Origin of the sequence: Geobacillus zalihae NBRC 101842, assembly GCF_001544135.1 — a bacterium.
Classification (GTDB): domain Bacteria; phylum Bacillota; class Bacilli; order Bacillales; family Anoxybacillaceae; genus Geobacillus; species Geobacillus zalihae.
This window is the reverse complement of the sequence record NZ_BCPV01000023.1, coordinates 1-12,699: the sequence shown is the minus strand read 5'-3', so window position 1 is coordinate 12,699 and position 12,699 is coordinate 1. Positions and strand designations below refer to the sequence as shown.

The 12,699-nt window shown below is 52.9% G+C and carries 10 protein-coding genes and 1 CRISPR repeat array (1 of these 11 only partly in view); all 10 genes read right to left on the bottom strand.

What is annotated here, in order from left to right; genetic code table 11:
• Window positions 1-1,820: direct repeats of the CRISPR family, unit length 30 nt; unit sequence GTTTCAATCCCTCATAGGTACGATAAAAAC; it reaches 211 nt to the left of the window's first position.
• 181 nt (window positions 1,821-2,001) lie between these two features.
• Window positions 2,002-3,162 carry a mannitol-1-phosphate 5-dehydrogenase gene (locus GZ1_RS08335; protein ID WP_020756935.1) on the bottom strand — a complete coding sequence of 387 codons (1,161 nt, stop codon included), beginning with the start codon at window positions 3,160-3,162 and terminating at the stop codon, window positions 2,002-2,004.
• Window positions 3,162-3,605 (bottom strand): PTS mannitol transporter subunit IIA, encoded by a 444-nt coding sequence (locus GZ1_RS08330; RefSeq protein ID WP_020756936.1) that lies wholly within the window; start codon window positions 3,603-3,605, stop codon window positions 3,162-3,164. Before GZ1_RS08330 ends, GZ1_RS08335 begins: the two co-directional genes overlap by 1 nt.
• A gap of 5 nt (window positions 3,606-3,610) precedes the next feature.
• Window positions 3,611-5,701, bottom strand: a complete 2,091-nt coding sequence (locus tag GZ1_RS08325; RefSeq protein WP_060788306.1) for a BglG family transcription antiterminator — start codon at window positions 5,699-5,701, stop codon at window positions 3,611-3,613.
• A gap of 268 nt (window positions 5,702-5,969) precedes the next feature.
• Window positions 5,970-7,421 carry a PTS mannitol transporter subunit IIBC gene (locus GZ1_RS08320; RefSeq protein WP_060788305.1) on the bottom strand — a complete coding sequence of 484 codons (1,452 nt, stop codon included), beginning with the start codon at window positions 7,419-7,421 and terminating at the stop codon, window positions 5,970-5,972.
• Window positions 7,422-7,559: 138 nt separating this feature from the next.
• Window positions 7,560-7,727 carry a DUF3368 domain-containing protein gene (locus GZ1_RS18205; protein WP_122983775.1) on the bottom strand — a complete coding sequence of 56 codons (168 nt, stop codon included), beginning with the start codon at window positions 7,725-7,727 and terminating at the stop codon, window positions 7,560-7,562.
• A 156-nt stretch (window positions 7,728-7,883) separates the two neighbouring features.
• On the bottom strand, window positions 7,884-8,285 hold the full coding sequence (locus tag GZ1_RS08315; RefSeq protein ID WP_223810919.1) for a PIN domain-containing protein: 402 nt from the start codon (window positions 8,283-8,285) through the stop codon (window positions 7,884-7,886).
• Window positions 8,278-8,421, bottom strand: coding sequence for a UPF0175 family protein (locus GZ1_RS19945; protein ID WP_020756490.1), 144 nt, complete (start codon window positions 8,419-8,421; stop codon window positions 8,278-8,280). The genes GZ1_RS08315 and GZ1_RS19945 overlap by 8 nt, the downstream gene beginning before the upstream one ends.
• Window positions 8,422-8,474: 53 nt before the next feature.
• Complete coding sequence (locus GZ1_RS08310) at window positions 8,475-9,938, bottom strand: CoA-acylating methylmalonate-semialdehyde dehydrogenase (RefSeq protein ID WP_033006555.1); 1,464 nt, start codon at window positions 9,936-9,938, stop codon at window positions 8,475-8,477.
• Between the two features lie 201 nt (window positions 9,939-10,139).
• A complete protein-coding gene (locus GZ1_RS08305; protein WP_033006554.1) occupies window positions 10,140-11,327 on the bottom strand; it encodes an iron-containing alcohol dehydrogenase in 1,188 nt (395 codons plus the stop codon).
• Window positions 11,328-11,525: 198 nt separating this feature from the next.
• A partial coding sequence (locus GZ1_RS08300; protein WP_060788304.1) for a sigma-54 interaction domain-containing protein occupies window positions 11,526-12,699 on the bottom strand: 1,174 nt, incomplete at its 5' end.

Genomic DNA, 12,699 nt, shown 5'->3' with positions numbered 1-12,699 from the left:
CATAGGTACGATAAAAACCTAAAATCCACCCGTAGCCACGTTTTCGCTTCGTCGTTTCAATCCCTCATAGGTACGATAAAAACTTTTACCTTAATGCCTAGACCATTGATCATTTTGTGTTTCAATCCCTCATAGGTACGATAAAAACGAATATGACGGCAAACTATACGGAATGACGAAAAACAAGTTTCAATCCCTCATAGGTACGATAAAAACAAAGAAAGGCAACGGAAAAATACCAACCTGAGGCGAAGTTTCAATCCCTCATAGGTACGATAAAAACGAGCGTGCCGGCACGGCAGGAATTTCGCCGTGCCGGTGTTTCAATCCCTCATAGGTACGATAAAAACGTCCTGGGTAAACACTTCCGACAAGCTGGCAAGCGTGTTTCAATCCCTCATAGGTACGATAAAAACCGTATTGCAGGTTTCAGTACGAAATCTTTTCCGGTGTTTCAATCCCTCATAGGTACGATAAAAACCGCACCAAACGGCTTCAAAGCGCAAATTGTCGCTATGTTTCAATCCCTCATAGGTACGATAAAAACTTGCCAACGTTTCAAAAGCTCGTACATTCGGATAGAAGTTTCAATCCCTCATAGGTACGATAAAAACTCGAAGCGATCAATGATATATTTCATTTAACCACCTCTGTTTCAATCCCTCATAGGTACGATAAAAACCCGACAAATTATGCGGCCTCCTTTTTATTGATACCAGTTGTTTCAATCCCTCATAGGTACGATAAAAACCTGAATTTCCAGACCAACAATTTTGGCTACTTGCCGAAGTTTCAATCCCTCATAGGTACGATAAAAACATTTGAAGACGCGGTACACCATTCAGAAATTCAGACGTTTCAATCCCTCATAGGTACGATAAAAACCAAATCGCGCTGGCCAAACGACTCATTAAAGATGGGTTGTTTCAATCCCTCATAGGTACGATAAAAACTGTATGAACTCTGGATTGTCCTTTACGCCACATCTCGTTTCAATCCCTCATAGGTACGATAAAAACCCTTCCGCGAGCGCCTTCATTGCTCGGTCAAAGGTGACGGTTTCAATCCCTCATAGGTACGATAAAAACCCCTTGTCGCCGCATTGGCTCAGTGGGAGCGTGAAAGTTTCAATCCCTCATAGGTACGATAAAAACGATTGATCGGGAGAGCGGACGTTTATGCAGGGTAGAAAGTTTCAATCCCTCATAGGTACGATAAAAACTACAACGCAATCCAAAACCGAAAGGTAAGTTCTTTATTGGTTTCAATCCCTCATAGGTACGATAAAAACGCTCTATGATGAAGAAACAAAAAGCCCGATTGATTGTTTCAATCCCTCATAGGTACGATAAAAACACAAAACTCTTAATGCTGTTCCACACACTCGATGTGTTTCAATCCCTCATAGGTACGATAAAAACTTTGATTGTTGTATTTGATGAGCTTATGACAGTTTTGTTTCAATCCCTCATAGGTACGATAAAAACTTAAGCCGATCATAATAAGATCGGTTAATTTTTTGGTTTCAATCCCTCATAGGTACGATAAAAACGATGACGGCCGAAGACGCAAAGCGAGAAATGTTCAGTTTCAATCCCTCATAGGTACGATAAAAACCAAATACCGTAGTTCAGGGTCGCGGGTAAGGCGACCCACGTTTCAATCCCTCATAGGTACGATAAAAACTCTTGCCACCTTCTCCACCTCCACTTGATTTTTGATGAGTTTCAATCCCTCATAGGTACGATAAAAACTTTCACAGTGATGTTGGAAGAAACGGAGGTGGTGATGTTTCAATCCCTCATAGGTACGATAAAAACCCCAAACCATACGCATCAAATCAAGCTTTTTCTCTCTGAGCTGTTTTCAGAATATCACGTTTCAAAAATTCTGTCAATACTGCTGAGCCGTGTTGGTTGTAGGATTTTGACGCAAAAAAACATTGTCGTCGATCCCCCGGGATTTTTGCACGATTGGAGGTCGACGACATTTGAAAGGCGGTCAGCTTTTGTTTTTCTCCATTCTCCCGTACTCTTCCCTCACCGCCGCCACGAGCGGGTGCCCACTTTCAAGCCCCGCGTATTGCCGAAGCGCGCCTTCGATTCCATGTTGGGCGATTGTTTGTTGAAGGGCGGCGGCTTCCACGTCGCGGTCGTCATCGAACCGCAGGAGGGCGGCGATTCCTTTAGCCAAGCCGTGCGGGACGTTGCCGAATAAAGCGCAATATTGCACGGCTGGCGCGACGAGGCGGTCGTTCGGCCCAAGTTTGCGGATCGGCGAGCGGGCGACACGGATGATGTCGTCGGACAGCGCCGGGTTCATGAATCGCCCGATCGTCGTGTCGATATACGCGCGGTGCTCATCTGCCTTCCAACCGTGCTTTTTCACCAACACCGCTCCGGATTCGCTGAGCGCCTGTTCGACATCCGCCCGAATGGCGCTGTCTTTCATCGCGTCTTGCACGGTTTCGTATTGCTTGAGGTAGCCTAAGTAGGCGGCAAGGGCATGGCCGGTGTTGACAGTAAATAACTTTCGTTCAATATACGGCCCTAAGTCAGCGACAAAATGCGCTCCTTGAATCGGCGGAACCGCGCCGATGACGTTGCGCGTTTCAATCGCCCATTCGAAAAACGGCTCGACCGTCACCGCCAGCGGATCATCGTTCGTTTGGTTTGGCACGATGCGGTCAACCGCGCAGTTGAGAAAGCCGACCGACTCGCCCGCCAGCTGTTGTTCGGCTTCGGAAAGATGGGCAAACACGTGCTGCTTCAACGTCTCCGTGCCGCCGATCATATTTTCGCACGCAATGACATGAAGCGGAGCTTGCCGGGCGGCCAGCCGCTGCTTGAGCCCGGCGGCGATGACCGGGGCGATGGCCGGCAAAATGTGCGGGCCGACGGCGGTCGTGACCAAATCAGCGGCGGCGATCGCCGCGATGACTTGCTCCCGCTCTGTTTGGCTGTTCAACGCCGAGACGCCGCGCACCCATTGTTCTTCTCGCTGCTCGCCGGCGACAATGACGCGATACTCCCCCCGCTCTTTCAGCAAACGGACGATTTGTCCATTGACATCAACGAACACGACGTCATATCCCGACGCCGCCAGCAGACTGCCGATAAAGCCGCGGCCGATGTTGCCGGCGCCAAAGTGGACGGCCCGCATCAGCCGTTCACCTCATTGAGCAGCGCAAGAATTTCTTCTTCTGTTTTGGCGTTCGCCATTGCTTCTACATGATCCGCTTCCGCACACACAAGCGCGAGTTGGGAGAGAATGTCCAAATGTTCGCCGTCTTTACCGGCAATGCCGATCACGATCGTGGCCATGTTGCCGCCGCCAAAATCGACGCCGCCTGGAACTTGCACGATCGAAATGCCGGACTGTTTCACGAGCGCTTTTGCCGCTTCCGTTCCGTGCGGAATGGCGACGTTGTTGCCGATATACGTTGATGTCAGTTCTTCCCGTTCAAGCATCGCATCAACATATGCCGGGGCGACATATCCTTGCTTAACCAACACCTCGCCGGCGAGACGGATCGCCTCTTCTTTCGTTTTTGGTTGTGCATTGAGCACAATGTTTTCTTTGTTTAAAATCGAATGGGTCAACATCTATTTCACTCCTTCATCGATATCCAATAATCATCGAAAAATTGTTCCAAATGACCGCTAATAAGCGAATACACTTCGTCTTCGCCGCCATAAGCCAACGTGGCCGCGCTTTGCTCGTCCTTTACGAGCAACGTGCTCACATGGCTTAATACTGAAAGCATCTCTTCATCCGCATCAGCAGGGCCGAGAAGCAACACAACCGTGTTGATCTCCATCGGCTCCCCGTCCATGCCGGGCACCGTTTGCGGCGCATCAAGTCGGTACATCGTCAGAGATGGACGAAGGACAGCGAAGCTTCGAGCGTGGTAAAGCGCCAGCGTCGTGCCAGGGACGCCAAGCCCGCCAAGCGACTCGCGGCGCCGCAGCTCCTCGATGACGACATCGGCATCGACGATGACGCCGCTTCGTTCGAGGCGGCGGCACGCGTCCGTCAATAGTTCATGAACAGAGCGCCTCTTGACCACCTCGAGGGAAAAACCGTCCAACAGGTGGACGACCGTCTCGCTGATGCGCCGAACCGCCTTCATCGCCTCGAGCGCTGGCCTGTTTCTCTGTGCGATTGACTCTTTCCTCATCCGCTTTTCAGCGGCCGATTTTCGCTCTAAAAATTCACGAATCGCCCGCGCTTCCTCTTCCGTCAACATCGGGCTGACGGTGAAATATGGGCCGCCTTCATCGGCCAGCGGCACGGTCGAGACGACAAGGTCATACGCGCTTGCATCTTTCTCTTTCCATTCAAACACGGACGCTTGTTCCAGCGAAACAATGTCCGGAATCTCTTTTTTCAGCCTCGTCGCTAAAATTTTCGCCGTCCCAAGCCCGCTCGAACAAATGACGAGCACCCGCCAGCCTTTTTTCTCCCGCATGAGCGCGGCGGCAAAATGGAGCACTAAATAGCCGATCTCCTCCTCAGGCATCGGGACGTTGCCAAACAGTTGCTTTGCCCCTTCTGCGACAATGGCGAACAGCTCCGCATAGTCCCGCTTAATTTGCTCAAGCAGCGGATTGGATACCCCCATCCCGTGCTCCAAGCGGTACAGGGCTGGCTTCAAGTGGACGACCAAATCTTCATACAGCGTGCGGTCGGCGGACAAATCGACGCCAAGTTCGCGGCTGACAAAGCGGATGAGTTGCTGCGCTTTCATGCCAACCGCCAAACTTGCCTCCTCCATCATCGTCCCTTGGCGGCTGCGCCATTTCGCTCCCATCAAGTGCATCGTCATATAGCCGATCTCCTCGCTGGGGATGGCAACGCCAAAGACTTTTTCCAACGATTCGGCGAGCACGCGAGCGATTTCGTATTCGTTCGTCGCTTGAAGCGTCTGCAAATCCCGCGGATCGAAGTGGATCGCTTCTCCCCGCTTGATGCGCTCGATCGCTAGAGCCAAATGGACGACAAAGGCGATGTACGAGCTATCGGCCATCGGAAACGGGAGCGTTTCTTTCACTTGCTCGATTTGCTGCTCAATGATGGCAAGCTTTTTCCGGTCGATGAACCCGAGCAGTTTTTCCGCCATCGTATCAAGCGGTTCGTCAGCGCGCCTTTGGATCGTCTCTTTCATGAGCGCCAAAAATTCGTGTTCATTCACATGGCGGAACAACAAATCGCTCATCAAGCGCCGTTTCGCCGATTCTGAACCGGCCAGTTCCACCCCGTATCCACGCTTGCGGATGAGCGAAAGTCCATACGTCTCGATTGTTTGTTCCAATTTGTCCAAATCAAAGCTGACGGTCGCCACCGTCACATTCAAGTCATTTGCCAAGGAGACAAGTTTCACCGGCTCGGCCGCTTCCAACAGCGCAATTAAAATCATGAGTTGCCGCTCTTCGGGGGTGTATTCATGATGAGAAAGGCGAAACAGCTCTGCGGCCAGCGCCTGTTTGTTTTCTTCCCTTCCGATGAGCCGAACGCCGACTCCTGCCTTTTTCACCAACTCCAGCCCGTAACGACGCAACACCGATTCGAGCCCTTGCAAATCGCGGTGAACCGTACGGGCGCTGACATTCAGCTCCTCGGCCAGTTCGCCGACGGTCAAATCACGGTCGCTTGCCAACAAACGCTCAAGCAGCTTCCGCTCCCTTGCCGATACGTACATCGCCGTTCACCTCCCATCTTCGATCGTATTGTTGACAGGTTTAAATTGGCCAATCGGTTCTTCATCTCTTATTGTAAGGGCTTTTTTCTTTGTTTGACAATGAATAGATGTTTCGTTTTCGTCATTGTTATTGTTGACAGATTTTAATTTCACATTCACAGTTCCTGTTTCGGCACCAAACGAAACCCGCTGGCTGCCCCACCGAAACAGCCGGATTCCGCAAAACAAAACGCAGGGGGAACGCCATTCCCCTGCGCTTCATGCCGATTTACGCATTCTTTTTCAATTGTTCAATCAACTCATCGTATTTCGGGCTGTTTAAGAAGTTTTCAACCGATACGTGGTAGGCGTTCGGCAATTTTGCTTTCGCCCGGTCGGTTAAGTTTTGGTGGGTAACGACGATGTCGGCGTCGGCCGGAAGCTGGTTGATCGCTGTATTCGTCACTTCGATATCGAGCCCGGCCTTTTGTACTTTGTTGCGCAAAATCGATGCTCCCATCGCGCTCGAGCCCATTCCGGCGTCACACGCAAAGACAATTCTTTTGACCCGTGCAGGGACGGCCTGTTCCGCCACCGCCGCTGCCACTTCCTCTTGTTGCTGCAACGCGGCCGCCACTTGGCTTTGTTTCCCCTTTAACTGTTGCATTTTTTCTGCCGCCTTGGCCAAGTCTTCTTCCTCTTCGTTTTGTTTCGCCGATTTCAAGAACACCGACGCGACGAGGAACGATACCGCAGCGGCGACGAACACGCCGGCTAGCACGCCAAAGTAATTCCCTTTTGGCGTCATCGCCAGCAAGGCGAAAATGCTTCCCGGCGACGGCACGGCCACAAGCCCGGCGTTGAGGATGGTAAACGTGAACACCCCGCTCACGCCGCCCGCCATCGCCGCTAAAATCAAGACCGGACGCATGAGAATGTATGGGAAGTAAATTTCATGAATCCCGCCTAAGAAGTGGATAATCACAGCCCCTGGTGCCGACTGTTTCGCCATCCCCTTGCCAAACAGCCAATACGCGAGCAAAATGCCAAGTCCTGGACCTGGGTTCGTCTCGAGCAGGAACAAGATCGATTTTCCCGTTTTCGCCGCCTGCTCGACGCCAAGCGGGCTTAAAATGCCGTGGTTGATCGCATTGTTCAAGAACAGCACTTTCCCTGGCTCGATGAACAAGTTCGCCAGCGGCAACAAATGCCAGTCAATGATTTTTTCCACTCCCGCTGCTAATGTTTTGCTGATGAGCGAGATGACCGGGCCGACTCCTTTAAAGGCAAGGAGCGTCAACACGCCGCCGACGATCCCGGCCGAAAAGTTGTTGACAAGCATCTCGAATCCTTGCTTGACTTTCCCTTGGAACAATCCATCCACTTTTTTGATCACATAACCGCCAAGCGGCCCCATGATCATCGCACCTAAAAACATCGGGATGTCCGAACCGACGACCACGCCCATCGTCGCCGTCGCCCCGACGACACCGCCGCGGACGTCGTACACCATTTTGCCGCCCGTATAGCCAATCAACAGCGGCAGCAAATACGTAATCATCGGACCGACGAGCTTCGCAAACGTCTCGTTCGGCAGCCAGCCCGTCGGGATAAATAGGGCGGTAATCAGCCCCCAGGCGATAAACGCGCCGATATTCGGCATAATCATGCCGCTCAAATAACTGCCAAACCGCTGAATCTTCACACGGAATCCTGTTTCATTTCCGGTTGTATGCGTCATAACGTCGCTCCTCCTTTTGCTTGACTGTATCTTTATCTTAAAACGCTTACAACCGGCCTTCAATGAGAAGTAAACGCGATTTTGTCAAGGGGGTTGTTGACAGGGGTTAAAAAAGAAAACCCCGCGCGGCGGGCGGGGTTACGGCGTTTCTTCTGCCAACGACAACGCCTCTCGATAGAGACGTTGGGAGAGATAAAATCCATTGTCAAGCAGAGTGTCTAACAGCGGCTTGACTTCCGCTATTTTCCTGTTTTTCTTCCCTAGAATCAAAACTCCAATTGTACCGATAGGCCGTGAACTACCCACCACCTACGCTTCGCTTAGAGATGGGGGCTTCAAGCGACTTGTGTGTGTTCGCTGAACGGTAAGCCACACACAAGAACCCTTTACGCTTCCCTTCGTTCCGAAGGTGTCCGTTCTAGCCATATTCTATCCTATTCGTTGGCTGACGCCAACCGACATTCATCTCCCACTTTCACTTCGTTTCAAAGTGGGAGACTTCTTTCGGAAAGATGTTAAAAAGAATTGTTTCGACAATGGTCTAGCAGCATGCTCATCCATCACAACGGCTTGAGCACCAAGTTCTTTCGCTCCAATAATAACTTCTAACTCCCCGGCATGGAATTTTCCATACAAACTTTCAACAAGGCCGCGATTTTTTACATGGTATAGTCGAAACACCCCCTCGTTGACCAATCGTTTGAGCTCTTCTTTTCCATAATGGCGTGGGGCATGGTGATGAACAATTTCTTGATAGACAGCTTCCGGAACATATACTTCATCAAATAGGTCAGACAAAAGAGTCAATTGACCAACGATCGACAGACCTATAATCGGTGTAGAGTTGACCGTAACCCTACTCATTGCGATCCCTATTTTCATTGCTCAATTGTTGCACCGTGTCCCAATCATCTTTGATGTGTTCCTCCGTATATTCCATCCAAGGAATCGCCTTCGAACGCAATACATCGATAAATTCCCCTAAGGATTTTCCTGCCAATTCAGGGCGATAAAAAAGCAGCCCGAATCCAAGCGGGCTGCTTCATTGTTTTCCTATTCATATCTCGCCGTCACCATTTTCTTTCTCGTATAAAACTCGACGCCGTCGCGGCCGTTGGCGTGGAGGTCGCCATAGAACGAGTTTTTGTAGCCTGAGAACGGGAAAAACGCCATCGGCGCTGGGACGGCGACGTTGATACCGAGCATGCCAGCGTCGATTTCTTCACGGAACTGGCGGATCGCTTTGGCGCTGTCCGTGTAGATGCAGGCGCCGTTGGCGAATTCCGACCGGTTGGCGATCTCAATCGCTTCGTCCAAATCGCGGGCGCGGACGACCGACAGAACCGGGGCAAAAATTTCGTCCGTCCAAATCGTCATGCCCGGTTTGACATGGTCGAAAATCGTCGGGCCGATGAAATACCCTTTTCCGCTCGTCGCCGAGTCGCGGCGGCCATCGCGGACAAGGAGCGCCCCTTCTTTTTCGCCGATTTCGATGTATTTGATCGTCCGTTCTTTGTGCGACTCGCGGATGACCGGGCCTAAAAAGACGCCTTGGTCGAGCCCGTTGCCGATTTGGATGCGATCGGCGGCTTCTTTGAGCCGTTTCACTAACTCATCAGCGATATCGCCGACAGCAACGACGACCGAACACGCCATGCACCGCTCGCCCGCCGAACCGAACGCGGCGTTGATGATGTTCGTCACCGCCATATCAAGGTCGGCGTCCGGCATGACGATCGAATGGTTTTTCGCGCCAGCCAGCGCCTGTACGCGCTTGCCGTGGGCGGCGGCCGTTTTGTACACATATTCGGCGACCGGCTGTGAGCCGACGAACGAGACGGCTTTAATATCTTTGTGCTCTAAAATGCCGTTCACGACTTCATGCGCTCCGTGGACGATATTGAGCACCCCCGCCGGCAGGCCGGCTTCGGTGAACAGCTCTGCCAAACGGTTGGCGAGCATCGGCGTCCGCTCGGACGGCTTCAACACAAACGTGTTGCCGCAAGCGATGGCAAGCGGGAACATCCAGCACGGCACCATCATCGGGAAGTTAAACGGCGTAATGCCGGCAACAACGCCAAGCGGGTAACGGTACATGCCCGATTCGATGCCGGTCGCGATATCCGGCAGCTGTTGGCCCATCATAAGCGTCGGAATTCCCGCCGCAAATTCGACGCACTCAATGCCGCGCTGCACTTCACCGTATGCATCCTCATACACTTTGCCGTTTTCAAGCGTCACAAGTCTGGCAAGTTCCTCCCAATGCTCGACAAGGAGCTGCTGGTAGCGGAACAAAATGCGGGCGCGGCGCGGAACGGGCACTTTGCGCCATTCGCGGAACGCTTCTTTCGCAGCCGCCACCGCCGCATCAAGCTCATCGCGCGAAGAGAGCGGCACTTTCGCCAGCACTTCTCCTGTCGCCGGGTTCGGCACGATTTCTTCTTTTCCGGATGTTGACGCGACCCATTGGCCGCCGATAAAATTTTTCAATGTTTTCGTTTCGGTCACGGAACTCATGGATGAAACCACCTTTCTAGTCGATCTTTCAAAAGATTGGTTCATGAACGCACACAAGAGCTATGGATGATCGACGAGCGCTTCCTTTCGCGGAAACGGCCGGCGGGCTGAACGCTTCCAAAAAGCGGCGTTCTTTGCTGTCCGTTTGCTGCTGGTCGCTGTCATGCGTCCTGCAATCGCCATCCCAGCCGTCGGACTCATTTACGAACTTACGGTTTTGGTGTCGTACTGATAGTCATAACAATAATGGTACAAGGCGACGATTTCCTCATGGGTCGGCACTTTCGGATTGTTGCTTGGACTGCCGCTCGCGAGCGCATCGGCCGCCATTTTATCAACCGCTTTGTCAAACGCCGCTTTGTCGATGCCCCACGTTTTCATATTCGGAATGCGCAAATCGCGGCAAAGCTGTTTCACTTCTTCAACAAGCGCCTCAGCTGCTTCCGTATCGGAAACGTCTTTGAGCGGCGGCTTGATGATTCGGGCGATCACCGCCAATCGTTCGATGGCGCTGTCTTTTGTAAACTCCAGCACCCCCGGCAGCAACATCGCGTTCGATACGCCGTGCGGCACGTGGAAAAGCGCGCCGATCGGCCGCGACATGCCGTGCACAAGCGTCACCGAGGCGTTGGAAAACGCCATGCCCGCTTTCATGGCGGCGATCGCCATTTTTTCCCGCGCTTCGATGTCTTGACCGTTTTCATACGCCCGGCGCAAATGACCGACGATCGCTTCGATGGCAGAGAGCGCCAGCGCATCGGTCACCGGGTGGGCGCGTCGGGAAATGTACGCCTCGATCGCATGGCAGAGGGCGTCGATGCCCGTGGCCGCGGTGACGGACGGCGGGCACGAAACCGTGAGCAACGGGTCGACGATCGCCACGGCTGGAAGCAGCTCCGGTTGGGAAATCATCATTTTGACGTCCGTCTTCGTATTGATAATGACCGTTACTTTCGTCACTTCCGAACCCGTTCCGGCCGTTGTCGGAATGGCAATGAGCGGCAGCGGTTTTTCGGCAAACCGCTTTTGATTGCCGATATAGTCGCTGATCTCCCCTTCATTTGTCATCATGACGGCGACCGCCTTGGCGGCGTCAATGCTGCTACCGCCGCCGATGGCGATGACGACATCGCACCGCTCGCTCCGGCAGACGTCAAGCGCCTCTTTCACATGCACATCCGTCGGCTCGCTGTCGACTCCTGTATACTTCACAAACGGCAGCCCTGCTTCTTGCAAATATTGCTCACAGCGGGCAACCACCCCGATGTTCTCCATCACCGGGTCGCTGACGATGAGCGCTTTCGTTCCGAGCGCTTTTGCCTGTGGGCCGACTTCGGCGAACGTATTGCGCCCATACACAACCCGGCTGGGCACCAACAATTCGTACATCGCGTCCCCTCCTGATTTTGATAACGGTTTCACCTCTTTTAGAAAGCAAGTTTCGTACCAACATACAAAGCGCACCGCAACAAGGAAGTCGATTCAAAACAAAAGCGCCATCACCGACACAAACAAGACATCTATCAAACAATAACCAGACACTAATCCGACATCACAACAAAAACGACGGCTGTTCCGCCGTTGTGTCTATAATCCGTATTTTTTCAGTTTTTCATATAACGTCGAGCGGTGAATGCCGAGCCTCCTTGCCGCTTCCGCCTTATTGCCGCCCGCCGCCACCAGCGCCGCAGCGATTCGTTCCCGCTCGGATTGGTAAACCATTTCTTTCCATAGGTCCGCTATTCTCACACCCTGATCTGGCAAAGCGGAGACGGCCGGTTGAACGGTCGACAAATACGCTGGCAAGTGTTCGCGTTCGATCACATCTCCTTCAACCATGCTGATCAGCCATTCGACGACGTTGACCAGCTCGCGGATGTTTCCCGGCCAGGAATAGTCGACAAGCACTTCCATGGCCTCTTTGGTAAACGACTTCAACGCGACGCCAAACTGCCGGCACATCCGTTCCATATGGTGGGCGAGCAGCGCCGGAATATCCGTTTTCCGCTCGCGCAGCGGTGGGAGATGAATGCGAATGATGTTCAAGCGGTAAAACAAATCTTCCCGGAACGTTCCATTCCGCACCATCTCCTCGAGCGGCTTGTTCGTCGCGGCAATAATGCGCACGTCCACCTCGGTTTCGTATAGCCCGCCGACTTTTTCCACCTTTTTCTCTTCCAAGACGCGCAAAATTTTCGCCTGCATGGCCAGCGGCATATCGCCGATTTCATCCAAAAACAGCGTCCCCCGATGGGCGAGTTGAAACTTGCCGGGCTTGCCCCCTTTTTTCGCTCCGGTGAACGCCCCGTCCTCATAGCCGAACAGCTCCGCTTCCAACAACGACTCCGGGATGGCGGCGCAATTCACGCTGACAAACGGTCCGTCCGCATGCGGCCCCGCTTCGTGGATCGCCCGCGCCACCACTTCTTTCCCTGTCCCGCTTTCACCGGTAATCAGCACCGTCGACGGCACGCGCGCCGCCCGGCGGATCATCTGCTTCACCGCTGCGATCGCCGGGTTGCGGCCAATGATCCGCTCGATTCCTTTCGGGGCGGAGTCGGCCGTCTCCTGTGGTTTCGCTTCTTTCTTCTCCTTCCGGCTTGCCTCACGCGACAGCTCCTGCAGGCGCCGGAAAATTTCATATACTTCCGATACCCCTTGGAAAATAAGCATCCCGATCGCCCCGATCACCTTGCCGTCCCGCCAAATCGGGATGCGGTGCACCACCATCGGCTGGCCGTAAATTTTTTGAATATATCCT